Origin of the sequence: Curtobacterium poinsettiae, assembly GCF_025677645.1 — a bacterium.
GTDB lineage: Bacteria > Actinomycetota > Actinomycetes > Actinomycetales > Microbacteriaceae > Curtobacterium > Curtobacterium poinsettiae_A.
The window spans coordinates 1,700,351-1,725,284 of sequence record NZ_CP106879.1 but is presented as its reverse complement, the minus strand read 5'-3'; the positions used below and the strand labels follow the sequence as shown (position 1 = coordinate 1,725,284).

Sequence of the window (24,934 nt, the reverse complement as noted above, 5' to 3'; positions counted from 1 at the left end):
GGGCAGATCAGGAGCACCGCAGCATGCCGGAGCACGAGGCACCCAGCACCGGACGCCGTCCCCGCGCGAGCGGCCTGCGGCAGTGGGGGTGGATCGCCGCTGGGGCCGTCGTCGTCGCCGCGGTCGTCACGACGCTCGTCGTCGTCGGCCCGTGGAACGGCGGCCGGCCGGACGGCGAGGGCACCCCGAGCGGGCGTCCCGTCGCCGAGCGGAAGTCCGTGGCCGAGGCGTTCCCGGGCGGGCTCGCGCGCCAGCCGACCGCGGTGAACCAGGCCGGCATCCGCGAGCGCCAGGCCCGAGCCGACGGTGACACCCGGACCGCCGAGCAGATCGCCGTGATCGCGGACCAGCCGATCGCGACCTGGCTGACGAACACCTCGCGGGCCGAGACCCGCTCGACGATCCGGTCGGTGGTCGGCACGGCCGAAGAACGCGGCGCCACCCCCGTGTTCGTCCTCTACAACATCCCGGACCGCGACTGCGGCAGCTACTCGAAGGGCGGCACCGAGGACGACGCCTACCTGCCGTGGGTCCGTTCCGCCGTCCGAGCGATGGCCGGTTCGCACGCCGTCGTGCTCGTCGAACCCGACTCGATCGCCCAGATCCAGAACTGCGAGCGGCTGCGCGACGAACGCCTGCCCCTGCTGCGGAAGGCCGTCGACGCGCTGACCGGCCACGGGCTCACCGTGTACCTGGACGGCGGCAACGAGAACCGTGTGCCGACCGCCACCATGGCGGACTGGCTGCGGCAGGCCGGCGTCGACGAGGTGCAGGGGTTCTTCACGAACGTCTCGAACTTCTACCGCGTCGACCAGGAGCGCGCGTACGCCGACGAGCTCGCCGACGCGATCGGCGGCGACCCGCACTTCGTCATCGACGTCTCCCGCAACGGGCAGGGGTGGCGGGGAACCTGGTGCAACCCCGAGGGCGCCGGCCTCGGCCAGGAGCCGCACGTCACCGGCGGCACCACCCGGCTCGACGCGCTGCTCTGGGTGAAGACACCCGGGCTCAGCGACGGCACCTGCAACGGCGGCCCCGCGGCCGGCCAGTGGTGGGAGTCGTACGCGCTGGCCCTCGTCGAGCACCGCAAGCGCGACTGACGACCGCCGGCCGACAGCCCACGCGGGGCCGTGTCGGTGCCCGGTGGTTGCATGTCCGCATGACCGCGACCGACCGCATCCGCTCCGTCGTCCCGCCCTACCTGCTCCGCGCCGTCGCCGATGCCCAGGCGTTCCCTCGGGCGGCCTCCGCGGCACGCACCGCGCTGGCCTCGCTCGACGCCGTGCAGGCGCCGAAGCACGAGCACCTGGTCGCACCGCGCGGCGTCAGCGGTGCCGTGGACCGCTCCCCGCAGCGGACGATCACCGACGCGCACGGCACCACGACGCTGCCCGGCACCGTCGTCCGTCGCGAGGGCGACGCCGACTCCGGCGACGCCGCGGTCGACGAGGCCTACGCGGGCCTCGGCGCCACGCACGCCTTCTGGCTCCAGGTGTTCGACCGGGTGTCGATCGACGGCGCCGGCCTCCCCCTCGACGCGACCGTGCACTACGGCCAGGAGTACGACAACGCCTACTGGGACGGCAGCCGGATGGTGTTCGGCGACGGTGACGACGAGGTCTTCCGCCGCTTCACCGTCGCGCTCGACGTCATCGGCCACGAGCTCGCGCACGGCGTCACGCAGTACACCGCCGACCTGACCTACCAGGGCCAGTCGGGCGCCCTCAACGAGTCGATCAGCGACGTCTTCGGCTCCCTGGTCGCCCAGTACGCCGCCGGTCAGACGGCGGAGCAGGCGAGCTGGCTCATCGGCGAGGGGCTGTTCACCGACGCCGTGCAGGGCGACGCGCTGCGGTCGATGCGGGCTCCCGGCACCGCGTACGACGACCCGGTGCTCGGGAAGGACCCGCAGCCGGCGACCATGGCCGGCTTCGTCGTCACCACCGACGACGCCGGCGGGGTCCACACGAACTCCGGCATCCCGAACCACGCCTTCTTCCTGGCCGCCACGGCCATCGGCGGCCCCGCGTGGCTGGGCGCCGGCGCCGTGTGGTGGGACGCCCTGACGTCGCCCGAGGTGACCGCCTCGATCGACTTCGCGGGCTTCGCGACCGTCACCGTCGACGCGGCCGGGCGACGATTCGGGGACGGATCCGCCGAGCAGACCGCGGTCCGTCAGGCCTGGCAGCGGGTGGGCGTGCTCGACTGATCGCGCCACCCGGGCGTAGCGTCGAGGGCATGCGCATCGAGGTCCGCCGCTCCGGGGGCTTCGCCGGCACCACACGGCGCTGGCGGGTCGACACCGACACGAGCAGCGACCCCACGGCGTGGTCCGACGTCCTCGACGCGCTGCAGCGCACCCCGGCGCCGACGGCAGCGCCCGTCCCCGACGACTTCAGCTGGACGATCACCGTCGAACGCACCACCGTGACGATCCCGGGTCGCCGCCTCGATGGGCCGTGGGCGGACCTGGTCGCGCGGGTGCGGTCCGAGGGCGACCCGACCTGAGCCGGGAGGCCCGTGGCGGGCGCGCACCGGGCCTCCCGTCCGCCCCGCGGTGACGCCACCGCCCACCGCCGTGCGCAGGAACGGTCGCGTGGGACCGACGGACCCGTCCGTTCCTGCTCACGAAGTGCGCGGGGACGCGACCGTCAGTCGACGTCGACGACCGTCAGACGACGGGTCGGACGCGTCATCGCCACGTACACCGCGGCGGCGGCACGGGCGGCGTCGGCGCCGACGCCGTCCGGGTCGACGAGCAGCACACCGTCGAACTCCAGGCCCTTGGCGTCCGCACCCGTCAGCACCGTGAGCGAGCCGGCGTTCGGCGAGGCGAGGCCCCGGACGTCGGCTTCGGTGCGGGCGAGCCGCTGCCGGATCGTGTCGACCTGGGCCTCGGGGACGATGACGCCGATGGTGCCGGACCCGATCCGCGCACGCTCGGCGTCGGCGACCGCCACGACGGTGTCGAGCAGGTCGGCCCGGGCGACGCGGACGCGCTCGACGGGGTCGCCGTCGCGCACTGCCTCGTTGCGGGTGACCGTGAGGCCCGCGCTGTCGGCGAAGGCCCCGGCCGCCTCGACGATGGATCGCGGGGTGCGGTAGTTGACCGTGAGCTGCTCGATGCGGTGGTCGAGCGGCACCTGCGGGGCACGGCCGCGTCGACGACGCGCGAGCGCCCCGATGACGTCGTCCCAGGTGCGTGCGGCACCCGGCGAGGAACCCTGCGCCATGTCGCCGACGATCGTGAACGAGCGCAGCGGGTTGCGGCGGGCGAGCACGCGCCACTGCATCGGCGAGAGCTCCTGCGCCTCGTCGACGACGATGTGTCCGTAGGTCCACTCGCGGTCGTCGGCGGCACGCTCGGCCGTGGAGCGGGGGTCGCCGCCCTCGGCGAACGAGCCGGCGACCTGCTCGGCGCTGACGATGCCCTCGACACCCATGTTCTCGATGGCCTGTCGGGCGTTCTCGATGTCGCGGTTCCGGCTGGCCTTCGCCGCGCGCTTGGCGGCACCGCCGGTCGGGTCGAACGGGCCGAGCAGTTCGGCGGCCTCGTCGAGCAGGGGGACGTCCTCGACGGTCCAGGCCGTACCGCGCGCACGCTGCAGCAGTGCGCGGCGCTCGGCGGTCCAGTCGGGGGTGAGCGAGGCGAGCCAGTTCGGCCGGGCGTACAGGTCCTCGAGGAACTTCTCGGGCGGCAGCGGCAACCACGCGGTGTTGAGCAGCACGCGGGCGTCGTACGAGCTCCGGATGTCCTCGCGCAGGACCTTCTCGTCGGCCTCGTCCACCGCGGTGCCGCGCTCCCGCAGCTGCTCGGCGAGCAGTCGGGTCATCGCGTCGAGGGCGATCTTGTTGAACGTGACGCGGGCGACGTTGTGCGGCTTGCCGCGGTCCTGCGCACGCTTCATGGCGTCGGCGACGAGCTGCGGCGGGACGACGAGCCGCTCGCCCTCGACGTCGAGCGTGACCGACTCGGTCGGCACGACCTGGCGCGAGCGCACGGCCCGCCGAAGGAGTGCGGCCATCTGCGCGGCACCCTTCACGGCGGCGACGTTGCGGGTGTCGTGGGTCGTCGCGTGCACGGTCGGGTAGAGCGACCCGAGCGACGCCATCACGACACCGGTCTCGCCGAGCGACGGGAGCACCTGCTCGATGTACGTCAGGAACGCCGGGGACGGGCCGACCATGAGCACGCCGGATCCGCGCAGGCGCTCGCGGTACGAGTAGAGCAGGTAGGCGGCCCGGTGCAGCGCCACGGCGGTCTTGCCGGTGCCGGGGCCGCCCTGCACGATGAGCACGCCCTCGAGCGGGGAGCGGATGATGCGGTCCTGCTCGCCCTGGATCGTCGCGACGATGTCGGTCATCCGGCCGGTGCGTTCGGCGGTGACCGCGGCGAGCAGCGCCCCCTCGCCCTGCAGGTGGGTGCGCTCGTCGTCGTAGAGTGAGGCGTCGAAGACCTCGTCCTCGACACCGACCACCCGACGACCCTGCAGGGACAGGTGCCGGCGGGACCGCATGCCCATCGGGTGCGCCGCGGTGGCCTGGTAGAAGGCACTGGCACCGGGGACGCGCCAGTCGAGCAGCAGCGGGCGGTGCTCGGCGTCGCGCAGCCCCACGCGGCCGATGTACCGGAAGGTGTCGTCGGCGTCGTCGGGCTCGGCGACCTCGAGCCGGCCGAAGACCAGACGGTCCCCCACCCGTTCGAGCGTCGCGACGGTGTCCTCGTAGAGCCGCGCGTACGCGTCGCGCTCGCTGCGGCTCTGGTGGTTCCCGCCGACCGCCTGTCGGCGGGTCTCGGCGAGGCGCTGTTCGGCCTCGGCGGTCAGCTCGTCGAGACGACGGAAGAGGCCGTCGACGTAGCCGCGTTCACGGTCGATCTCGGTCGGTTCGGACACACGCAACCCTTCGGGAAGAGGGGGAACCAGTGTACTGCCCACCGGGAGCCCCGCTGTCCCCGAAGGGTCGCGTCCGGGTCACATCTCTTCGTGCGTGTCCGGGTCGCCGTCCCACAGGCGGCCGCGCTCGAGCGCGGAGATCGCCTGCACCTCGTCGTCGGTCAGCTCGAAGCCGAAGACGTCGAGGTTCTCCTTCTGGCGGGCGGCGTCGCCCGACTTCGGCACCGGCACGGCACCGAGCTGGACGTGCCAGCGCAGCACGACCTGGCCGGGGGCCACACCGTGTGCCGCGGCGGCGTCGGCGATCGGCCGCTCGGTGAGCAGTTCCGACCGCTTCGCGAGCGGGCTCCAGCTCTCGGTCACGATGCCGAGCTCCTGGTGCACCTTCCGCAGTTCCGCCTGGGGGAAGTACGGGTGCAGCTCCACCTGGTTGACGGCCGGGGCGACCCCGGTGGCGTCGACGATGCGGCGCAGGTGTTCCGGTGTGAAGTTCGAGACGCCGATCGAGCGGACCTTGCCGCTGTCGCGGAGGTCGACGAACGCCTTCCAGGTGTCGACGAACTTGTCCACCGACGGGTTCGGCCAGTGGATCAGGTACAGGTCGACGTGGTCGAGCCCCAGGTTGCCGAGGGTCTCGTCGATCGAGCGGTGCGCCTCGTCGTAGCCGTGGTGCCGGCCGGGCAGCTTCGACGTGACGACGAGGTCCTCGCGCGCCACCTCGGACTCGCGGACGGCCTTGCCGACGGCGTCCTCGTTGCCGTAGTTCAGCGCCGTGTCGAGCAGCCGGTAGCCGCTCGCGATCGCGGTGCCGACCGCCGCAGCGCCCTCGTCGCCGTTCAGGCCGTAGGTGCCGAGGCCGAGCTCCGGGAAGCGGTGGCCGTCGTTCAGCTCGATCGTCGGGGCACCGACCTGCATCAGCGGACCCCGAGCAGGTCGATCACGAAGATGAGGGTCTTGCCCGACAGGAAGTGGCCACCACCGGCGGGGCCGTAGGCGAGCTCCGGCGGGACGACGAGCTTGCGACGACCGCCGACCTTCATGCCGGGGATGCCCTCCTGCCAGCCGCGCACCAGGGCCGCGAGCGGGAAGTCGATGGGCTCGCCGCGGTTCCAGGAGCTGTCGAACTCCTCGCCGGTCTCGTACTCGACGCCGGCGTAGTGGACCTTGACGGTCGAGCCGGCGGACGCTTCATCGCCGGAACCCTCGACGATGTCGGTGACGACGAGCTCGGTGGGGGCGGGGCCCTCGGGGGCGTCGAACTCGGGCTTGCTGTTCAGGTCAGTCATGCCGATCAGTCAACCAGAGCGCGCACCGGGCACGCGCAACGAGCGTCCAGCCCGCAGAATGGTTCCACCGTGACACCATCGACTCCCGCACCGCCGCGCCGCCGCCTGCTCGCCGACCTCACCCCGCTCCGCCGCTCCCCCGCCTTCGCCCGACTCTGGGCCGGCACCGCGATCGCCGGCATCGGCACCCAGATGACCACCGTCGCCGTCGGTCTCGAGGTCTACGAGATCACCCGCTCGACCTTCGCCGTGGCCCTGGTCGGTGTCATCGCGCTCGTGCCGATGATCGTCGCCGGCCTGTACGGCGGGATGCTCGCGGACGCCTTCGACCGACGCCTCGTCGCGCTCGTCTCGTCGATCGTCGCGTGGGTCGCCGTGGCTCTGATCGCCACGCACGCCTGGCTCGACCTGCACAGCGTCGCACTGCTGTACGTGCTCGCGACGGTGAACGCCGTGGCCGCCACCGTCAGCAACGCTTCCCGCTCGGCCATCGTCCCGCGACTCGTCGGCACCGACCTGCTGCCCGCGGCGAGCGCCCTGGGCGGGATCGCGTCCGGGTTCCAGGTCACCGTCGGTCCGGCGATCGCCGGCGTGCTCATCGCGAGCGTCGGGTTCGCGCCGACCTACACGATCGACGTCGTGCTGTTCACGTTCGCGTTCCTCGGGGTGTTCACACTGCCGCGGATGGCCGCCGACCACGACGCGCTGCGGCCCGGGCTCGGCTCGCTCATCGAGGGTGCGAAGTTCCTGCGGCGGTCGCGCAACATCACGATGACGTTCGTGCTCGACATCATCGCGATGACCTTCGGGCAGCCGCGCGTGCTGTTCCCCGCGATCGGCGCGCTCGTCATCGGCGGTGGGTCGATCACCGTCGGCACCCTGACCGCCGCGTACGCGATCGGGGCGCTGCTGTCGAGCGTGTTCTCCGGGCCGCTCGGGCACGTCCGACGCCAGGGTGAGGCCGTCGGCTGGGCCATCACGGCGTACGGCGGCGCGATCGCGGCGTTCGGCGTGGTCATTGCGCTGGCGCACGTGCTCGGCGGCCGCTCAGGCGAGGCGTTCGGGGTCGAGATCCTGCCGGCACTCGGGCTCGCGGCGCTGTTCCTGGCGATGGCCGGCGGTGCGGACAACGTCAGTTCGGTGTTCCGGAACACGATCCTGCAGGCGGCGTCGCCGGACGGCATGCGCGGTCGGCTGCAGGGCATCTTCATCGTCGTGGTCACGGGCGGCCCGCGGCTCGGTGACCTGTACGCCGGCCTGGTCGTCGCGGCCGGCATCGCGTACCCGCCGGTCATCGGCGGCGTGCTCATCATCGGCCTCGTCGCGCTGCTCCTCCGGATGGTCCCGTCCTTCCGCCGCTACGACGCCCTGCACCCCCACGCCGACTGACGGCGGCGGCGCGAGCGTGCCCGCAAGACACCGGTGTTCGCGCGTGGAACACCCGCGTTCCGCGGTGCGGAGCGTGAACACCGGTGTCTTGCAGGGGATCGCGACGCGACCAAGGGGCGGACGGGAGGCGCGGGGCGGGCCGGCCACGGGCCTCCAGGCCGTCACGTGTCGGGTACCGTACGGGACATGCCGGACAGCGCATCGCGCGACCTCCAGCGGACGGGAGTCCGCGCCGTCGTCCGGCGCACCTACCACTCGGTCATCCGGCACCGCGTCGTCGACGCGGCCGCGTCGCTGACGTTCTTCGCGCTGCTGACGGTGTTCCCGACCGCGCTGGCGGTCGTGTCGGCGCTGTCCATCGTCGACCGCAAGGGGGACAGCCTGACCGACATCGTGGAGGTCCTCGGGTTCATCGTCCGGCCGGAGACCGCCGAGCACCTCGAGGGGCCGCTCCGGCAGCTGCTGACCCTGGACAACCCGTGGCTCGGGTTCACGATCGGTGTCGCGCTGACGCTCTGGTCGCTGTCCGGCTACGCGACGGCCTTCGGACGGGCGATGAACACCGCCTACGAGGTCGAGGAGGGCCGACGGATCTGGAAGTTCCGCAGCATGATGCTCCTCGTCACGCTGCTCGTCATGGTCGGCGGCGCCGTCGCCATCGTCATCCTGCTCGGCACGCCGACGATCTCCGAGGCCGTCATCCGACAGCTCGGGTGGGCGCCGTGGATCGACGACGTGTGGAACGTCGTGAAGTGGCCGGTGCTCGCGGCCGACCTCGTCGTCATGGTGGCGGTGCTCTACTACGCGACGCCGAACGTGAAGACCCCGCAGCTGCGGTGGGTGTCGGCCGGTGCCGCGTTCGCGATCGTGACCTGGGCCATCGCCACGGTGGGGTTCGCGCTCTACGTGGAGACCCTCGGCGGCGGGAACCGCGCCTACGGGTGGCTCGGTGGCGCGATCCTGCTGCTCGTGTACCTGTACATCTCGAACTTCGTGCTCGTGGTCGGCGGAGAGCTCGACTCCGAGGTGATCCGGATGCGGCAGCTGCTCGCCGGCATCGAGGCGGACGAGTCGATCCGGCTGCCGCTGCGGGACGTCACGCGGAACTTCACGCTCGCGCGGTGGCGAGACCAGGACATCGCGGCCGCGCAGCACGTCCGGACCGAGGCCGCGCGGGTGGCCGAGGACGAGGACGCCGAGTCGACCCCGGGCGAGGAGCACCTGCGGGCGATGGCGCAGCAGGTGCGGGTGGGCGAGCGGCCGCTGCCCTGACGGTGTGTGCGCGGGTGCGGGTCGTGCGACCGTGCCGCGTCCGGGCGTGCGCGCGCTTGCCCGGCGTCAGCGCTTTCGTGCCTCGGCGTCCAGCATCTCCTCGGTGATGACCGGGATCGCACCCGTCGCCAGCTCGATGCCCGACAGCCGGGCCGGGCTGAGCACCCGCATGACCTGGTCCTCCTCCATCAGCCCCGCAGCCACCACGAGCGTCGAGATCGGCGTCGAGGTGGTCAGCGCCGTGTGCGCGATCGACGCCGCGGCCGCGTACCCGATGTACGGCGTGAGCGCGGTGACGACGCCGACGTTCGTGTCGACCTGGGCGGCGAGCTTCGCCTCGTTCGCCTCGATGCCGACGACGCAGTGCTCACGCAGGGTCGCGCAGCCACGGGACATCCACTGCAGCGACTGCAGGATCGAGTGGGCGATGATCGGCTCGAAGGCGTTGAGCTGCAGCTGCCCGCTCTCCGCCGCCATCGTCACGGTGGTGTCCGCTCCGGCGACCGCGTAGGCGATCTGGTTCACGACCTCGGGGATCACCGGGTTGACCTTGCCCGGCATGATCGACGAGCCGGCCTGGCGAGCGGGCAGGGTGATCTCACCGAGACCCGCCTGCGGACCGGACGACAGCAGCCGCAGGTCGTTGCAGATCTTCGAGAGCTTCGCGGCGCTGCGCTTCACCGTGCCGGACAGGGTCATGAACGCACCGGCGTCGCTCGTCGCCTCGATGAGGTCGGGGGCGGTGACGACGTCGATGCCGCTCGCCTCCTGCAGCTGCCGGCGGACCTCGTCGCGGTAGAGCGGGTCCGCGGTGATCCCGGTGCCGATCGCCGTCGCGCCGAGGTTCATCTCGGCGAGCAGCGGCATCACCTTGCGGAGCAGGTCTGCATCCTCCTGGATCGTGTGCGAGAACCCGGTGAACTCCTGCCCGAGGGTCATCGGCACGGCGTCCTGCAGCTGCGTCCGGCCCACCTTCAGCACGTCGGCGAAGGCTCGGCCCCGCTCGGCGAACGCCGCGGAGAGCTCCTCGAGCTGCTCGATGAGTCGTCGGACCCCGAAGATCATCGCGATCTTGATGCTCGTCGGGTACGTGTCGTTCGTCGACTGGCTGCGGTTCACGTGGTCGATCGGGTGCAGGTACCCGTAGTCGCCCCGCTCCCGCCCGAGGAGTTCCAGGGCCCGGTTCGCGAGCACCTCGTTCGTGTTCATGTTCGTGCTCGTCCCCGCGCCGCCCTGCACGACATCGACGACGAACTGCTCGCGGAGCGCCCCGTCGCGGACTTCCTGCGCCGCACGATCGATCGCGTCGGCGCGCTCCTCGTCGAGGACGCCGATCGCCCGGTTCGCCCGCGCCGCAGCCTGCTTCACCGTGACGAGCGCCTCGATGAGGTCCGGGTACACGGCGATCGGCACGGAGGTGATCGGGAAGTTCTCGAGCGCCCGCAACGTGTTGATGCCCCAGTACGCGTCGTTCGGGACCTCGCGTGATCCCAGCGAGTCGCTCTCGGTCCGCGTCGTCGTCGTCACAGGTGCCTCCTCGTTGCCGGTCACTCGTCGAGGCTAGTCCCGTCCGTCCGGCCGGTCCGGGAACGCGCCGGGCTTGTGTGACCGGCGGCGTCCCTGCGCGAGCGGGCGAAATGCCACGGCGGCCTCCGCGACGCACGCTGGCATTCCGCCCGCTCGCCCGCGACGGCCCGGAGGCGCGGCGCCAGGCCGCCACGGGCCTCCCGTCGCTTCGTGAGCAGAAGATGTCGGGTCCCAGACCGCGACGCGACATCTTCTGCTCACCAAGCGCGCCGCCCGCGCGAGCGGGCGAAATGGCGCGGTCGTCCCAGCAACGCACGCCGGCATTCCGCCCGCTCGCCCGCGACGGCCCGGAGGCGCGGCGCCAGGCCGCCACGGGCCTCCCGTCGCTTCGTGAGCAGAAGATGTCGGGTCCCGCACCGCGACCCGACATCTTCTGCTCACCGAATGCGCCGCCCGCGCGAGCGGGCGGAATGGCGCGGTCGTCCCAGCAACGCACGCCGGCATTCCGCCCGCTCGCCCACGACGGCCCGGAGGCGCGGCGCCAGGCCGCCACGGGCCTCCCGTCCGCCCCGCGGGCACGCCCGGAACGCGAGCGGGCGAAACGGCGTGGTTCCCGCGCGCGGAGACGCGGGCATTTCGCCCGCTCGCGCAGCGCACGCGGCGCACCCGGCGAAGGCACTTCGTGAGCAGAAGACGCCGGGTCGCGAGGGGCGACCCGGCGTCTGCTGCTCATTCGGTGAACATGCCCGTCAGTGGAACTGCGGGACGATGAGGTAGACGCCGTAGAGCACGACGGCGCCGCACACGACGAAGCACGCGATGGCCGCCGCACGGAGCGCACGTGCGGCCGCCGAGACTCCGGCCGGGTTCGGGAAACCGGCGGTGGCCGGGCCGATCGTGCCGTCGTCCTTCACGGTGAACTTGCCCTCGCGGGTGTCGGCGGCGCTCCAGAGACGGAGGCCGACCGAGTACACGGCGACGACGAAGCACGACGAGACCACGGCGACGAGCGCCACGGTGAGGAACGCGAACCAGTCGATGCCCATCAGCGACGGCCTCCCTTGCGGGCCGCCATGCGACGGAGCGTGCGCTCGCGGCTCAGTTCGGCGCGACGCTGGGCGACCGCGTCGGCACGCTTCTTGCGCTGCATGTCACGCAGCTCCTTGCGGGTCAGGACCGCGTTCGCGGCGACGTCGACCTCGATCGCGGAGGCCTGCTCGTGCGGCTTGCGGAGCGACCACAGGTACAGGCCGAGGATCACGACGGCACCGATCACGGCGTCGAGCACGAGCCCGACCACGCCGAGGCGGGCGATGCCCGAGGCGACCGCACCGACCGCGGCGGCCGCGGGCAGGGTGATGAACCAGGCGATCACGATCTTGCCGGCGGTCGACCACTGGATCTTCGAGCCGCGGCGGCCCAGACCGGCACCGATGATGGAGCCCGAGGACACCTGCGTGGTCGACAGCGCGAAGCCGAGGTGGCTGGAGGCGAGGATCGTCGCGGCGGTCGAGGCCTCGGCGGCGAAGCCCTGCGTCGCACGGATCTCGGTGATGCCCGAGCCGAGCGTGCGGATGATCCGCCAACCGCCCGTGTAGGTACCGAGGGCGATCGCGAGGGCACACGCGACGACGACCCAGAACTGCACGCCCTGGTCCGACGACTGCGCGCCCGAGGCGATGAGGGTCAGCGTGATGACACCCATCGTCTTCTGCGCATCGTTGGTGCCGTGTGCCAGGGACACCATCGAGCTGGTGAAGACCTGCCCGATGCGGAACCCGCCGCGCTCGTTCGGGAACACCGGACGCTTCGTGATCCGGTACGCGATGCGCGTCGACAGGAACGACACGAGCGCGGCGATCACGGGCGAGGCGAACGCCGGGATGATCACCACCGTCAGCAGTGCGACGTAGTTGACCGACTGGAACCCGGCGCCGACGATCGCGGCACCGATCAGCCCGCCGAACAACGCGTGCGACGACGACGACGGCAGCCCGCGGAGCCACGTGATCATGTTCCAGACGACTGCCCCGATCAGGCCCGCGAAGATCATCTCGGGGCTGATGGCGACGCCACCGGGCCCCTCGTTGATCAACCCGTGCGAGATCGACGTCGCCACGGCGGTGCTGAGGAACGCACCGACCAGGTTGAGCACCGCAGCGACGGTGACCGCCACCTTGGGCTTCATGGCGCCGGTCGCGATCGGGGTCGCCATCGCGTTGGCGGTGTCGTGAAAACCGTTTGTGAAGTCGAAGAAGAGGGCCAACGCGATGACCAGGACGACTATGAGTGTGATGTCCACCGCGGGCAAGTGTCCCAGGCGTCGGCCCTTCGAGCAAACCTGATCGGCAACCTGTTGTTCACCGCAGCTTCACACTCGTTCAGCTTCGGAACCATGCCGATGGGAGAATGCACCCATGGACACCGCCGAGCTCCTCATCCTGCTGATCGGATCGCTCGCGGTGACGGGGTTCGCCCGGGCCAAGGGACTCCCCGCTCCACTGCTCGTCACGGCGGTCGCCCTCGCCGCCTCGTTCCTGCCCGGGCTGCCGCCGATGGAGATCGACTCCGAGGTCATCCTCACGGTGATCCTGCCGCCGCTGCTCTACTCGGCGGCCCTCGACGTGTCGTGGCAGAGCTTCCGCGGCTCGATCAAGCAGATCCGACGGCTCGGCATCTTCCTGGTGATCGTCACCGCCCTGGTCGTCGGCGGAGTGGCGTACCTGCTCATCCCGGACATGACGCTGCCGGCGGCGATCCTGCTCGGCGCGATCGTCGCCCCGCCGGACGCGGTGTCCGCCGCCGCGATCGGCCGGAAGCTCGGACTCCCCCGCCGCGTCATGACCGTGCTGTCCGGCGAGAGCCTGATCAACGACGCGGCCTCGCTGACCCTGGTGCGGGTGTTCACGCTCATCATCGCGGGCACGTCGCTGACGATCTGGCAGGACCTCGGCATCTTCGGCCTGGCGATCGGCGTCGGCCTGGCCGTCGGCATCGTGCTCGGCGTCGTCGTGCACTGGATCCGCATGCGCATCAACGATCCCGTGGTCGAGACGATCATGAGCATCCTGCTGCCCTTCGTCGCCTACATCGTCGCCGAGGACCTGTCCGGCTCCGGGGTCATCGCGGTCGTCACGGCCGGCCTGTACATCGGCTACAACTCGCCGAAGGAGGGGTACGCCACCCGCCTGCAGGAGCGCCCGCTCTGGACGAGCATCGACGTCATCCTCGAGGGCTTCGTGTTCGCGCTCATCGGCCTGCAGCTCAACACCGTCGTGCAGGACCTGGTCGAGAGCGAGCGGAGCCTCGGGCAGACGCTCACCGCCGCGGCCGTCGTGCTCGCGGTGGTGATCCTGGTCCGACCGCTGTTCGTCTTCGAGTCCTACGCGCGCAACCGGTTCAACGGGAAGTGGCTCCGGCCCCTGCGGATCAAGCTGTCCCGCGGGCATCCCTCGCTCCGGTGGATACGCGGCTCCGCTGAGCCGAAGCTCAACTGGCGGGAGCTCACCGTCATCTCGTGGACGGGCATGCGCGGCGTGGTGACCCTGGCCGCAGCCGTGTCGGTCGTCGCGAACCCGACGCACATCCCGGCGCAGGACACGATCTTCATCATCGCCTTCTTCGTCACCGTCGGCACCCTGCTGCTGCAGGGACTCACCCTGCCGTTCGTCATCCGCGCGCTCAAGGTGCAGGACCCGGCCGAGGGCGAGGAGGACGTGCGCAGCGAGATGCGGCTCAACCAGCGCACCACGGAAGCCGCGATCGAGCTGCTCGAGAAGCGGCGTCCGGCTTGGGCGAAGCAGTACGGCTCGGAAGCCGTCGACTCGGTGGTCAACCGGCTGAAGGCGCGACTCGAGCGTCAGGCCGAGACGTTCCGTCAGGACGCCGAGGAAGAAGAGGACGAGGGGCGAAACGTCGCACTGCGCCTGCGTGGCTCGCAGATCCAGGACATCCGGCGCGAACTCCTCGACCGCCGCCGCGAGATCGTGCTCGAGGAGCGGGAGAAGGGGAACCTCGACGAGGAGGTCATGCGCCGCGTGCTCGTGACCCTCGACGCCGAAGAACTCGCGATGGACTCGGCGCAGGCGTCGCGCAGTCGCTCCTGAGCACCCCGGGCGTATCCTGGCGCTCCGATCGAGAGCAGGAGCAGAGCGCCGAGTGAGCACGCCGCGGAACGACGTCCCCAGGAACGACGACGGACCGGAGCGCCCCGGTGGTTCCCGACCGACGCCGCCGAAGCCGCGCGGGACCCGTCCCTCGGCACGTGGGACCAAGCCGCGCCGTGGCGGCAAGGTCGCCGGGCACACGCGTTCGGCACCCCGGCGACAGGCGCCGGTGCCGGCGCCCCAGCAGCACGGCGCCTACCGCCGGTGGTACTCGACCCTGCACCCGTCGCTGCAGCTGATCGGCCTGCAGCTCTGGATGCCGCTGTTCTTCATCGTCGGGTTCTGCCTGTGCTACGTCTTCGCGTTCCACGCCCCGCACCCGCACGACGTCCCGATCGCCCTGGTCGGCAGCGATCCGACGTTCGTGCAGGCGGTGCAGCGGGCGTTGCCCGGCGAGTTCGTGTTCCACACGTACGACTCGCTCGCGCAGGCGAAGCGCGACGTGGTGGGTGGCTCGATGGCGGTCGCGTACGACCCCGCTGCGAACGAGTTCTTCACGGCGAGCGCGCACCAGTTCCAGGTCGCGAGCCTCGTCCCGGCCACCCTCACCGCGGTGCTGACCGGCCTGGGCGTCGCGACCCCGAAGGTCACCGAGCTCGCACCCCTGCCTGCCTGGGACGAGTACGGCACCGTGGCGATGTACGTCATGCTCGCGTGGTGCATCGGCGGCTACATGGTCGCAATGTTCATCGGCATCATGGGCGGCCCGCTCCGGCACCGCACCCGGATGACGGTCATCGTGGTCGGCGGCCTCGTCATCTCGCTCATCACGAACACCCTCGCCGGACCGGTGCTCGGCGCCATCCACGGGCACTGGATCCAGCTCGTGCTCATCGCCTGGGGCTGGATCGTGGCGATCGGCCTGGCGGTGAACGGCCTGAGCTACTTCGTCGGCCGGTTCATCGCCGCACCCGCGATGATCTGCTTCGTCTTCCTGTCCATGCCGTCGTCCGGCGGTGCCTACCCGAAGTGGTTCATGCCCGAGCCCTTCGCCTGGCTGAACAACGTCGTCGTCGGCTCGAGCATGGTCGACATGATCAAGCACCAGGTCTACGGCGTCGGCCCCGGCCCGGCCCGCGGCCTGATCACGATGGCGTGCTACGCCACGGCAGGCCTGGTGCTGATGTACTTCGGCAAGAAGTGGTGGGAGCGCCGACGGATCCGAGCGATCGTCACCGGCCGGACCACGATGTTCCAGGACGCCAACACCGCCAACCGCGAGTTCCTCGGCCGGCAGCGCGACGCCGAGCTCGAGCGCCACGGCCTGACCTCCACCGAGACCGGCACCCTGAGCGTGCTGCGGGACGACGACTGGGAGGACGACCGCACCGGCGGGGACGTCTTCACCGGCGGGCGCGACGGCCTCGAGCCGGACGCGACACCGACCGGCCGCATCGCCGTGCAGCGCCCCGCGAACCGGAAGGAACCGCGACCGGCGGCGGCGCAGCACGGCAAGCACGCCGACCGCTGACGCGTATCCTGATCGGATGAACCCGCGCATCACCTGGCACCGCGTCCTCATCACCGTCGTCGTCGTGTTCCTCGTGCTGACGGTCGGTTTCTACGCCGCGAGCGTCCTGCTCGCGCCCGCCGACGGCCGCGGCACCGCCGGGCTGTTCGTCGGGTGGGCGATGTTCTCGATGATCGGCGCGATCGTCGTCGGCGTCATCGACTTCTTCGTGCGACCCCTGGGCGGCCGGAGCGGCGACGCCGACGTCATGGCCGCCGCCGAGGAAGCCCGCACCGGCAGCACCCGCACCCAGCAGCCGCGCTAGCAGCTAGTCGCCCACTCCGACGCCCGTCCCGGTGAACCCGGCGACCGTCGCGTCGTCCTCGGCGAACGTGAACCGCGCGCGGACGCTGCCGCCGGCGAGCACCCCCGGCAGCCAGTAGCGCGCGTCGTCCCACATCGCGTCGTAGGGCACGGCGTCGACGGGGATCCACCGCGGCTCCAGTTCGTCCGAGCCCGACGGGTCCCCATGCCAGCGGCGGCAGACGAAGACGTCCGAGACCTGGGACCAGGACGGTCGGTACGGGAACCGGTAGTCCAACGTGCCACGGGCCTCCAGGTCGACCGCGTCGAGCCGCAGGCCGACCTCTTCACGCACCTCGCGCACGGCGGTCTCGACCGCGGACTCGCCGGGCTCGCGCTTACCGCCGGGGCCGACCAGACGGCCCGCGCCGAGGCCGCGGCGCTTCTCCCCCAGCAGCACTTCCGTGCCGGCCGAACCGTCGCGCAGCAGGTACACGACGACCACCCGGGGATGCTGGGACTTGCTCTCGTCGCGAAGGGTCACGCGTCCAGTGTGACCGATGGAGTGTCGTACGCTCTTCCCATGGCAGGCGTGCTGCGGGGGCACCATGGCTGAGCCCCGCAGGACCGGGCGCAGCCTCGAAGTGCTGCGCGCCGAGGCTGCCGAAGAGATCTCGATGCTCGTCGAGCACCGGAGCCGCCAGGGTGAGGACCCGTGGGAGTTCATGCCGACGCTCCCCACCGTCGACGAACAGGTCGTGCTGATCCTGCGCGCGGACGCCGTCGACCTGGACGAGGCGATCGGCAAGCGGCACGCGCAGTGGTCGAGCCACCCGGCGTCGGGGCAGGGCACCCGGCTGGGCGAGGAGTACCACCGGCTGCGCCGGATCGCGCTGCAGCACCCCGAGCTGACGCCCGCCGTGTGGAAGCTGCTGGGCGCGCTGCCCGAAGCGGGCTGAGCTGCGGTTGGATGGAGGCATGACCGAAACCGTGCTCGCCGTCCTCAACCAGCCCTCCCGCGACGCCGCGCCGCACGACCCCGCGGCCGAGGCCTTCACCTGGGCGAAGCCGCTCGAGGAGCACGTGCAGGTGCAGGACCTCGGCGTCACGCGCGGCGACGGCGTGTTCGAGACGATCACGGTGATCGACGGCCGACCACAGGCCCTCGAGGCGCACCTCGCCCGCTTCGGCCGCTCCGCCGCGATGCTCGACCTGCCCGCCCCCGACCCGGAGGCCTGGCGCCGGGCCATCGAGGCCGTCTGTGCCCGCCTCGACCCGGTGCGCGAGGCCTTCGCCAAGACCGTCCTGACCCGCGGCGTCGAGGGCACCGAGCGCCCGACCGGGTGGGTCTACGCCGCGCCGTCGGGCGACTCCACGGCCGCACGTACCGAGGGCATCTCCGTCGTCGTCCTGGACCGCGGGTACCGGCACGACGTCGAGCGCACCTCGCCGTGGCTGCTGCAGGGCGCGAAGACGCTGTCGTACGGCGTCAACATGGCCGCCCTGCGCGAGGCCGTCCGCCGCGGCGCCGACGACGCCCTGTTCGTCTCGAGCGACGGCTACGTGCTCGAGGGCACGCGCGCCAACCTGATCATGAAGGTCGGCGACCGGCTCGTCACGCCCCGCACCGACATCGGGATCCTGGCCGGCACGACGCAGGCCGACGTGTTCCGCTTCGCTGAGCAGGAGGGCATCGAGACCGCCTACGAACTCGTCACCCTCGCCGACCTGGCGGCGGCGGACGCGCTCTGGCTCGTGTCGAGCGTGCGGCAGGCGGCCCCGATCCGTTCGGTGAACGGCGACGTGCGGCCGATCGACGCCGAGCTCACGACGCGCATCAACGACTTCCTGCTGGCGCGCGAGGTCTGAGCACGCGGCACCCCCGGCGCAACGGCCTGGAGGCCCGGATCGCGACCCGCAGGCACGTCGCGATCCGGGCCTCCCGGCTCTGCACCCGCTACCAGCGCGGGGTGGTGACGCCGGTTCCGTCGGACCACGTGAAGACGGGCTCGCCGTCGATCCAGACGCGCGTCGCGCGGCTGGCCGCATCGAGCGGGTCGCCGTCCCAGAGCACGAGGTCGGCGTCGTACCCCTCGGCCAGGCGACCGACGCGGTCCCCGAACCCGAGGAAATCGGCCGGGTTGACCGTCAGCGCCTCGAGTGCGGTCTGGGCGGGCAGACCCTCCTTCACCGCGGCGGTCGCCTGGTCGACGAGCATGTTGATCGGCACGACCGGCGCGTCCGTCGTGATGGCGACCCGGACCCCTGCCGCCGCGATGGTCGCGAGGTTCGGGATGCCGCGGTCGCGGAGCTCGACCTTCGAGCGGCTGGTGAAGAGCGGGCCGTAGATGACCGGGATGTCCTTCGCGGCCAGCACGTCGGCGATCTTGTGCGCCTCGGTGCCGTGGTTCACGACGAGCCGGTAGCCGAACTCCTCGGACAGTCGGATCGCGGTGGCGATGTCGTCGTGGCGGTGGGTGTGCTGGTCCCAGACGAGTTCGCCGTCGAGCACCCGGACGAGCGTCTCCTTCGTCAGGTCACGGGCGAACGGCTCGTCCTTCGCCGCGGCGGCGTCACGGGCGGCCCGGTAGTTCTGCGCCTCGACGAAGGCGTCGCGGATGATCTTCGCGACACCGAGCCGGGTCGAGGGCGTCTGGCCCTTGCCCCCGTAGACGCGCTTCGGGTTCTCGCCGAGGGCGCTCTTCACGCTCACCGAGTCGGAGATGAGCTGCTCGTCGATCGTGCGGCCGCCCCACGTCTTGATGGCGACGCTCTGACCGCCGATGGGGTTGCCGGAGCCGGGCTTGACGACGATGCTCGTGATCCCGCCGGAGAGTGCGTCCCGGAAGCCCTCGTCGTCGATGTCGATCGCGTCGATCGCCCGGACGCCGGCCATGTTCGGCGCGGTCATCTCGTTCGTGTCGTTGCCGGCCTCACCGTTGGCCTCCTCGTGGATGCCGACGTGGCCGTGCGCCTCGACGAACCCGGGCACGAGCCACGAACCGGTGGCGTCGATGACCGCCATGCCGTCGGGCGGGGTGACGTCCGGACCGATCGCGGTGATCCGGCCGTCCTCGACGACGACCGCGCCGCCGTCGAAGGCGGGAGCGGAGACGGGGACGACGTGGGCACCGGTGATCGCGAAGGAGTTGCTCATGGCACCAACGGTACGCGCGGGCGCGGGCGCGGGCGCGGGCGCGGGGGCGGAGCGGGGCACGGCGAGCGGGCGAGCGGGCGAGCGGGCGAAATACCGATTCCTGGCGTCGAGCGTCGGGGCGGCCCTACCGTCGCGGGATGGCACACCGGAGCGACACCTGGCCCACGCACGAGCGCAGCGAGCGACCGTGGCGGAGTGCCGTCCGCGGGTGCCGAGACGACCGGCTCGTGACCACCGTGCAGGTGTCGCTGCCCCCGTCCATCGCGAGGGCTCGGTGGACACCCGACGACGACACCGTCGCACTGCTCGACCGGAGCGCCACGGCCCTGCGCGCCCTCGACGTCCACCACGGCTCCCGGCTCGCGCCGCTCGGGTCGGTGCTCGGCCGGACCGAAGCCGTGGCGTCGTCGCGGATCGAGGACGAGTCAGCGACGATCGACGACCTGGCACGGGCCCTCGTCGGCATCCGGGCGAACGTGGGCGCCACCGCGGTCGTCCGGGCCGGCGGCGCCGTCGAGCACCTGGTGTCCGGAGCCGACTCGGGCACCGTCACCGAGGCGTCCCTGCTCGAGGCACACCGCCTGCTGATGCGCGACGACCCGGTGGACGGACGGTACGCCGGCAGGTACCGCGCCGTGCAGAACTGGATCGGCGGCGGCGCCACACCCCGCGACGCAGTGTACGTGCCACCGCCGCCCGAGCTCGTGGCACCGCTGATGGCCGACCTGATCGCGTTCGTGCACCGCGTGGACCTGCACCCGATCGCACAGGCCGCGATCGCCCACGCGCAGTTCGAGTCGATCCACCCGTTCACCGACGGCAACGGTCGGATCGGGCGGGCGCTGATCGGTGCCGTGCTGCGGCGACGTGGGGTGACGACCAGGGTCACGGCACCGGTGGCCACCGCGCTCGCTGCGGGCCGGCGGCGGTACTTCCGACACCTGGAGCAGTACCGCGACGGCAGGGTCACCGGGTTCGTGGTCGACCTGGCCCTCGCGATCGGGACGGTGTGCGACGAGGCGACGCTGAGCGCCCTGCTGCTCGCCGAGCACGACGCCGACCGGTCCGGAGGCCCCTGCGCCTCGGGCCCGCACGCCGTCGTCGGCCGTGCGCTCGCCGACGACCCCGTCCTGACCGAAACGCACCTGGACACCCTGCTCACCGCTGACGAGGTCGAGCGCGTGACCCACGACCTGGTGTCGGCGGGAGTGCTCCGTCCGGTCACCGGTCGTCGCCGTGACCGCGCGTGGGTGGCACCCGCCGTGGTCGACGAGCTCGAGGCGTTCGAGCACACGGCGGCCTGACCGGGGGTGCGGGCGAATAGGGTGGGACGGTGAGCAACGAGCACACCGCATCCACCCCGCCCAGCGCCGCCAAGCGGCCCGTGACACGGACCCACCACGGCATCGACTTCGTCGACGACTACGAGTGGCTGCGGGACAAGGAATCCCCCGACACCCTGGCGTACCTCGAAGCCGAGAACGCCCACACCGAAGCCGCCACCGCGCACCTCGCGCCGCTGCGGGACCGCATCTTCGCCGAGGTGAAGAGCCGCGTGCAGGAGACCGACCTCTCGGTGCCGGTCCGCATGGGCGACTGGTGGTACTTCACCCGCACCGCCGAGGGCAGCCAGTACGGTGTGCACTGCCGCGTGCCCGTCGCCGGCCCCGACGACTGGACACCGCCCGCCGTCGTCGAGGGCGAGTCGACGCTCCCCGGCGAGCAGGTGGTCCTCGACGGCAACGCCCTGGCCGACGGCCACGAGTTCTTCTCCCTCGGCACCTACGACATCAGCGACGACGGCACCCGCCTGGTCTACGGCATCGACGTCGAGGGTGACGAGCGGTACACCCTGCACGTGCGCGACCTGGCCACGGGCACCGACCTCGGCGACGCCATCCCGAACACCGGGGCCGGCGCCACCTTCGACCCGGCCGGACGCTACGTGTTCTACCCCACGGTCGACGAGTCCTGGCGTCCGGACAAGATCTGGCGGCACGCGGTCGGCACCGCGGCATCGGACGACGTCCTGGTGTTCGAGGAGCCCGACGACCGCTACTGGGTCGGTGTCGGTGTCACCCGCTCCTCGCAGTACATCGTCATCGAGCTCGGCTCCAAGATCACGTCCGAGGCGCACGTCCTCGACGCCGCCGACCCGACCGGTGAGTTCCAGGTCGTCTGGCCCCGCCGCGAGGGCGTCGAGTACGAGATCGAGCACGCCATCGTCGGCGGCAGCGACCGGTTCCTGGTGCTGCACAACGACGGCGCCGAGAACTTCGAGCTCGTCGACGTCCCCGCCGACGACCCGACGTCCGAGCGTGACCGCCGCGTCGTCGTGGCGCACCACACCGAGCGCCGCATCGAGTCGGTCGACGCCTTCGCCGGACACCTCGCACTGGAGTACCGCTCCGAAGCGCTCCCCCGCGTCGCGATCATCCCGATCGACGGCGACGGCTACGGCGATGCACACGAGGTCCCCTTCGACGAAGCACTGTTCTCGGCGGGTCTCGGCGGCAACCCGGAGTGGGAGCAGCCGACGCTCCGCATCGGGTACACGTCGTTCGTGACCCCCTCCGAGGTCAGCGACCTCGACCTGGCCACCGGCGAGGTCACCGTCCTGAAGCGCCAGCCCGTACTCGGCGGCTACGACCCGGCCGACTACGTGCAGGAACGCGACTGGGCGACCGCGTCGGACGGCACCCGCGTGCCGATCTCGCTCGTCTGGCGTCGTGACGCCGTCGAGGACGGCTCCCCGGCACCGCTGCACCTGTACGGCTACGGCTCGTACGAGCACTCGATCGACCCCGGCTTCAGCGTCATGCGCCTGTCGATGCTCGACCGCGGTGTCGTCTTCGCCGTCGCGCACGTCCGTGGTGGCGGTGAGCTCGGCCGGCACTGGTACGAGAACGGCAAGACGCTGACGAAGAAGAACACCTTCACCGACTTCGTCGCGGTCGCCGAGCACCTGATCGAGTCCGGCCGGACGAGTGCCGACCGGCTCGTGGCCGAGGGTGGCAGCGCAGGCGGGCTCCTGATGGGTGCGGTCGCGAACCTCGCACCCGAGCGGTTCGCCGGCATCCTGGCCGCCGTGCCGTTCGTCGACGCGCTGACGAGCATCCTCGACCCGGACCTGCCCCTCACCGTCATCGAGTGGGACGAGTGGGGCGACCCGCTGCACGATGCCGAGGTCTACCGCTACATGAGCGAGTACACCCCGTACGAGAACGTCCGCAACGACGTGCAGTACCCGCAGATCCTCGCCGTGACGTCGATCAACGACACCCGCGTGCTCTACGTCGAGCCCGCGAAGTGGACCGCGAAGCTCCGCGAAGTCGGCGCTCCGGTACTGCTGAAGACCGAGATGTCCGCCGGCCACGGTGGTGTCAGCGGCCGCTACGCGTCCTGGAAGGAGCGGGCGTTCGAACTCGCCTGGCTGCTCGACGTGCTCGGGCTCGCCGACGAGTCGCCCGCCGCCGCGACCGCCGACCCGATCGCCGCGGGCTGAGCCGCACCGCGCAGTTGGTGAGCAGAAGAGGTCGGGTCCGAACGTCGGACCCGACCTCTTCTGCTCACCAAGCGAACCAAGCGCACCAAGCGCACGCAGCGCGCTCACACGCGGTTGAGCGCGTGCACCGCCTCGTCGTAGGACTCCTCGGCCAGGCGCACCCGGTCCCCCGCGAGCACCCCGTACCCGAACGTGCCCTCACCCCCGCGCTCCGCGATCGCCGCGTTCGCCCGGAGGATGTCGAGGGCGTGCAGGGACCGCACCCGCTCGGTCAGTACGTCGGCTGCGGTACCGATCCGCTTCCACAGCGCGTGCGGGAACGCGTCGTCGCCGAGCACGTCCATCGCCATCCGGGCGCGCATCGTCTCCTGCCACGCGGCTTCGGTGGTGGTGCGGTCGGCGGCCTCGCGCTCGGCGGCGGTGTCCGAGGTGTCGTCGGCGACGGCGGCCCGGACGAGCTCGCGCACGCGCGGCTTCACGTCGGCGCCGACGTCCTGCGCGACCTGTTTCGGTGCGCGGAGCGACCACGCCGTCGGCGCCGGGCGCTCGGCCGCGTCGTCGAGGGCGTCGAGCAGTTCGAGGAACGGCTCGCCGTGCAGGAACGCGACGACGTCCCGCACCGCCTGGTCGCGACGTTCCCGGGTCGACGCGAGGATGCGCTCACGGGTCATCGCGTCGACCAGGTCGTCCTGCGCCGGCGACGACGCCCGCGGCAGCCGGTCGATCAGGTACTCGGCCAGCGCCGCACGCGCGGTGACGCCCGCCAGGCCGTCCGCCGCCTCGGCGGCACGGTCGACGGCATCGCCGTCGGGGAACGCCGGGCGGTAGGCACCCAGGATCGCGGCGATCTCGAGGGTGGTGTCGGCCGTCTGCCGGAGGTCGGCCGTGTCACCGGAGCGGAGCCGGGCCTCCTGGCCGAGCAGCGCGACGCGCAGCTTGCGCACCCGCTTCGCCAGGATGCGTGCGGTCGTGCCCTTGGCCGGCTTCTCCTCGGTCTGGAGGCGCGGTGCCGGTGCTCCTGCCAGCCCACGTGCCAGCTTGGACGCGACGGCGGCGGGGCCGGCGCCGACGGCCGCGAAGCGCCCGTCAAGGGCCGCGAACAGCTCGTGGGCGATCTGCGGGTCGACGCCGTCGACGGTCTCGACCTCGACCTCGCGCCAGGTCCGCGGGGTCTCCGGAGCATCGTCGTCGAGGCGCTGGGCGGTGACCTGGTCGTCGGCGAGCTCGGCGATCTGGTCGCCGTCCTCGTCGAGCAGTCGGGTGACGGTGCGGGTGGTGGTGATCCGGACGACGGGGCGCAGCCCGCGGCCGCGACGCTCCGTGAAGAGCGCGGCGAGGACCTCGTCGGGCACCGTGTCGGCGTCGTCGGTCAGGGGGAACTGCTGCTCGTGGCGGACCGTGTCCGACTCGGAGCGCTTGATGTGCCAGCCTGCGTCGGGGCCACCCGTGCGGCGACGCACGGTCACCCGCGCGGCCACCAGGTCGTACCGCTCGGTGTCCCAGTAGGTCGCGTCCAGTCCGAACGGCTCCTGGTGCTCGGTGCGGAGGATGCCGCCCGCGCCGACGAGGTCGGGGAGGGCACCGCCCTCTGGCAGGTCGTAGGTGCGCTCGATCTCGAGGTGCGTGTGGCTCACACGCTCTTGTCTACCAGGCACTGCGGGGTTTCCCCGCACCCGGGGTTAGCCTGCAGGGATGAGCGACACGATCACCCGCGAGCAGTTCACGCCCGAAGCCGGCGGCGTCCGATGTTCACCACCACGTGGTGCGGCTACTGCGCTCGGCTGAAGAACCAGATGGCGAAGGCCGGGGTGCCCTTCACCGAGGTCGACATCGAGCAGACCCCTGGCACGGCCGAGCTCGTCGCCGAGGTCAACGGCGGCAACCAGACCGTGCCGACGCTGGTGTTCCCCGACGGCTCGACGGCGACCAACCCGTCTCTGGCCGAGGTGCAGTCCCGCATCTGAGCAGGTGCTCCTCGCAAGAC

The 24,934-nt window shown here is 71.8% G+C and carries 21 protein-coding genes and 1 pseudogene; 13 read left to right on the top strand and 9 right to left on the bottom strand.

What is annotated here, in order from left to right; genetic code table 11:
• The first annotated feature begins 23 nt into the window (after positions 1 to 23).
• The 3 genes from OE229_RS08365 to OE229_RS08355 are packed head-to-tail and all read left to right on the top strand — an operon-like array spanning position 24 to position 2,508.
• On the top strand, positions 24 to 1,100 hold the full coding sequence (locus OE229_RS08365) for a glycoside hydrolase family 6 protein (protein ID WP_262137396.1): 1,077 nt from the start codon (positions 24 to 26) through the stop codon (positions 1,098 to 1,100).
• A gap of 59 nt (positions 1,101 to 1,159) precedes the next feature.
• Positions 1,160 to 2,209, top strand: a complete 1,050-nt coding sequence (locus OE229_RS08360; RefSeq protein WP_259581091.1) for a M4 family metallopeptidase — start codon at positions 1,160 to 1,162, stop codon at positions 2,207 to 2,209.
• Between the two features lie 29 nt (positions 2,210 to 2,238).
• Entirely contained in the window at positions 2,239 to 2,508 is a 270-nt protein-coding gene (locus tag OE229_RS08355; protein ID WP_182066713.1) for a protealysin inhibitor emfourin, read from the top strand.
• Positions 2,509 to 2,651: 143 nt separating this feature from the next.
• Here the strand turns inward: OE229_RS08355 and OE229_RS08350 are convergent, their stop codons facing one another.
• The 3 genes from OE229_RS08350 to OE229_RS08340 form a co-directional block, all read right to left on the bottom strand.
• Positions 2,652 to 4,895 (bottom strand): HelD family protein, encoded by a 2,244-nt coding sequence (locus OE229_RS08350; protein WP_263345236.1) that lies wholly within the window; start codon positions 4,893 to 4,895, stop codon positions 2,652 to 2,654.
• Between the two features lie 78 nt (positions 4,896 to 4,973).
• Entirely contained in the window at positions 4,974 to 5,810 is an 837-nt protein-coding gene (locus OE229_RS08345) for an aldo/keto reductase (protein ID WP_182066715.1), read from the bottom strand.
• The gene (locus OE229_RS08340; protein WP_182066716.1) at positions 5,810 to 6,181 is read right to left on the bottom strand and encodes an FKBP-type peptidyl-prolyl cis-trans isomerase; all 372 of its coding nucleotides are present in this window, start codon (positions 6,179 to 6,181) and stop codon (positions 5,810 to 5,812) included. The genes OE229_RS08345 and OE229_RS08340 overlap by 1 nt, the downstream gene beginning before the upstream one ends.
• A 69-nt stretch (positions 6,182 to 6,250) precedes the next feature.
• Here OE229_RS08340 and OE229_RS08335 point away from each other — a divergent pair, with 69 nt between their 5' ends.
• Together OE229_RS08335 and OE229_RS08330 are read left to right on the top strand one after the other, a co-directional pair.
• Positions 6,251 to 7,570, top strand: coding sequence for an MFS transporter (locus OE229_RS08335; RefSeq protein WP_182066717.1), 1,320 nt, complete (start codon positions 6,251 to 6,253; stop codon positions 7,568 to 7,570).
• A 186-nt stretch (positions 7,571 to 7,756) separates the two neighbouring features.
• Complete coding sequence (locus OE229_RS08330; protein ID WP_259581083.1) at positions 7,757 to 8,842, top strand: YihY/virulence factor BrkB family protein; 1,086 nt, start codon at positions 7,757 to 7,759, stop codon at positions 8,840 to 8,842.
• A gap of 66 nt (positions 8,843 to 8,908) precedes the next feature.
• On the opposite strand, the gene OE229_RS08325 is transcribed toward OE229_RS08330, so the two are convergent.
• The 3 genes from OE229_RS08325 to OE229_RS08315 all read right to left on the bottom strand — a co-directional run bounded on the left by OE229_RS08325 (position 8,909) and on the right by OE229_RS08315 (position 12,671).
• Complete coding sequence (locus OE229_RS08325; RefSeq protein WP_259581081.1) at positions 8,909 to 10,369, bottom strand: aspartate ammonia-lyase; 1,461 nt, start codon at positions 10,367 to 10,369, stop codon at positions 8,909 to 8,911.
• Between the two features lie 749 nt (positions 10,370 to 11,118).
• The gene (locus OE229_RS08320) at positions 11,119 to 11,415 is read right to left on the bottom strand and encodes a hypothetical protein (RefSeq protein WP_209133398.1); all 297 of its coding nucleotides are present in this window, start codon (positions 11,413 to 11,415) and stop codon (positions 11,119 to 11,121) included.
• Entirely contained in the window at positions 11,415 to 12,671 is a 1,257-nt protein-coding gene (locus OE229_RS08315) for an inorganic phosphate transporter (protein WP_209133400.1), read from the bottom strand. Before OE229_RS08315 ends, OE229_RS08320 begins: the two co-directional genes overlap by 1 nt.
• A 115-nt stretch (positions 12,672 to 12,786) precedes the next feature.
• Here OE229_RS08315 and OE229_RS08310 point away from each other — a divergent pair, with 115 nt between their 5' ends.
• From OE229_RS08310 to OE229_RS08300, 3 genes are read left to right on the top strand one after another with little or no spacing between them, the layout of a single operon-like run.
• Positions 12,787 to 14,475, top strand: a complete 1,689-nt coding sequence (locus OE229_RS08310) for a cation:proton antiporter (protein ID WP_262137392.1) — start codon at positions 12,787 to 12,789, stop codon at positions 14,473 to 14,475.
• Positions 14,476 to 14,527: 52 nt separating this feature from the next.
• Positions 14,528 to 16,006, top strand: coding sequence for an ABC transporter permease (locus OE229_RS08305; RefSeq protein WP_262137390.1), 1,479 nt, complete (start codon positions 14,528 to 14,530; stop codon positions 16,004 to 16,006).
• Between the two features lie 16 nt (positions 16,007 to 16,022).
• Entirely contained in the window at positions 16,023 to 16,310 is a 288-nt protein-coding gene (locus tag OE229_RS08300; protein ID WP_111023185.1) for a hypothetical protein, read from the top strand.
• 3 nt (positions 16,311 to 16,313) lie between these two features.
• On the opposite strand, the gene OE229_RS08295 is transcribed toward OE229_RS08300, so the two are convergent.
• Positions 16,314 to 16,832, bottom strand: a complete 519-nt coding sequence (locus OE229_RS08295) for an 8-oxo-dGTP diphosphatase (RefSeq protein ID WP_262137388.1) — start codon at positions 16,830 to 16,832, stop codon at positions 16,314 to 16,316.
• A 64-nt stretch (positions 16,833 to 16,896) separates the two neighbouring features.
• Between OE229_RS08295 and OE229_RS08290 the strand changes: the two genes are divergently transcribed.
• Both OE229_RS08290 and OE229_RS08285 read left to right on the top strand, forming a co-directional pair.
• A complete protein-coding gene (locus OE229_RS08290) occupies positions 16,897 to 17,247 on the top strand; it encodes a tryptophan synthase subunit alpha (RefSeq protein ID WP_027464736.1) in 351 nt (116 codons plus the stop codon).
• 19 nt (positions 17,248 to 17,266) lie between these two features.
• The gene (locus OE229_RS08285; RefSeq protein WP_182066725.1) at positions 17,267 to 18,157 is read left to right on the top strand and encodes an aminodeoxychorismate lyase; all 891 of its coding nucleotides are present in this window, start codon (positions 17,267 to 17,269) and stop codon (positions 18,155 to 18,157) included.
• 88 nt (positions 18,158 to 18,245) lie between these two features.
• Here OE229_RS08285 and OE229_RS08280 read toward each other — a convergent pair whose 3' ends face one another.
• Positions 18,246 to 19,445 (bottom strand): amidohydrolase, encoded by a 1,200-nt coding sequence (locus tag OE229_RS08280; protein WP_209133406.1) that lies wholly within the window; start codon positions 19,443 to 19,445, stop codon positions 18,246 to 18,248.
• 137 nt (positions 19,446 to 19,582) lie between these two features.
• Here OE229_RS08280 and OE229_RS08275 point away from each other — a divergent pair, with 137 nt between their 5' ends.
• On the top strand, positions 19,583 to 20,749 hold the full coding sequence (locus OE229_RS08275; RefSeq protein ID WP_262137386.1) for a Fic family protein: 1,167 nt from the start codon (positions 19,583 to 19,585) through the stop codon (positions 20,747 to 20,749).
• 29 nt (positions 20,750 to 20,778) lie between these two features.
• Positions 20,779 to 22,950, top strand: coding sequence for a S9 family peptidase (locus tag OE229_RS08270; RefSeq protein ID WP_262137384.1), 2,172 nt, complete (start codon positions 20,779 to 20,781; stop codon positions 22,948 to 22,950).
• A 104-nt stretch (positions 22,951 to 23,054) separates the two neighbouring features.
• Here the strand turns inward: OE229_RS08270 and OE229_RS08265 are convergent, their stop codons facing one another.
• Entirely contained in the window at positions 23,055 to 24,584 is a 1,530-nt protein-coding gene (locus OE229_RS08265) for a CYTH domain-containing protein (RefSeq protein WP_209133410.1), read from the bottom strand.
• A gap of 58 nt (positions 24,585 to 24,642) precedes the next feature.
• Between OE229_RS08265 and OE229_RS08260 the strand changes: the two are divergent.
• Positions 24,643 to 24,914 (top strand): annotated as a pseudogene (locus OE229_RS08260) (mycoredoxin).
• The last annotated feature ends 20 nt before the right edge of the window (positions 24,915 to 24,934 follow it).

Coding starts and splice junctions, on each gene's coding strand:
- OE229_RS08365 (WP_262137396.1), top strand. CDS start 24: ATGCCGGAGCACGAGGCACCCAGCACCGGACGCCGTCCCCGCGCGAGC.
- OE229_RS08360 (WP_259581091.1), top strand. CDS start 1,160: ATGACCGCGACCGACCGCATCCGCTCCGTCGTCCCGCCCTACCTGCTC.
- OE229_RS08355 (WP_182066713.1), top strand. CDS start 2,239: ATGCGCATCGAGGTCCGCCGCTCCGGGGGCTTCGCCGGCACCACACGG.
- OE229_RS08345 (WP_182066715.1), bottom strand. CDS start 5,810: ATGCAGGTCGGTGCCCCGACGATCGAGCTGAACGACGGCCACCGCTTC.
- OE229_RS08340 (WP_182066716.1), bottom strand. CDS start 6,181: ATGACTGACCTGAACAGCAAGCCCGAGTTCGACGCCCCCGAGGGCCCC.
- OE229_RS08330 (WP_259581083.1), top strand. CDS start 7,757: ATGCCGGACAGCGCATCGCGCGACCTCCAGCGGACGGGAGTCCGCGCC.
- OE229_RS08320 (WP_209133398.1), bottom strand. CDS start 11,415: ATGGGCATCGACTGGTTCGCGTTCCTCACCGTGGCGCTCGTCGCCGTG.
- OE229_RS08310 (WP_262137392.1), top strand. CDS start 12,787: ATGGACACCGCCGAGCTCCTCATCCTGCTGATCGGATCGCTCGCGGTG.
- OE229_RS08300 (WP_111023185.1), top strand. CDS start 16,023: ATGAACCCGCGCATCACCTGGCACCGCGTCCTCATCACCGTCGTCGTC.
- OE229_RS08290 (WP_027464736.1), top strand. CDS start 16,897: ATGGCTGAGCCCCGCAGGACCGGGCGCAGCCTCGAAGTGCTGCGCGCC.
- OE229_RS08285 (WP_182066725.1), top strand. CDS start 17,267: ATGACCGAAACCGTGCTCGCCGTCCTCAACCAGCCCTCCCGCGACGCC.
- OE229_RS08280 (WP_209133406.1), bottom strand. CDS start 19,445: ATGAGCAACTCCTTCGCGATCACCGGTGCCCACGTCGTCCCCGTCTCC.
- OE229_RS08275 (WP_262137386.1), top strand. CDS start 19,583: ATGGCACACCGGAGCGACACCTGGCCCACGCACGAGCGCAGCGAGCGA.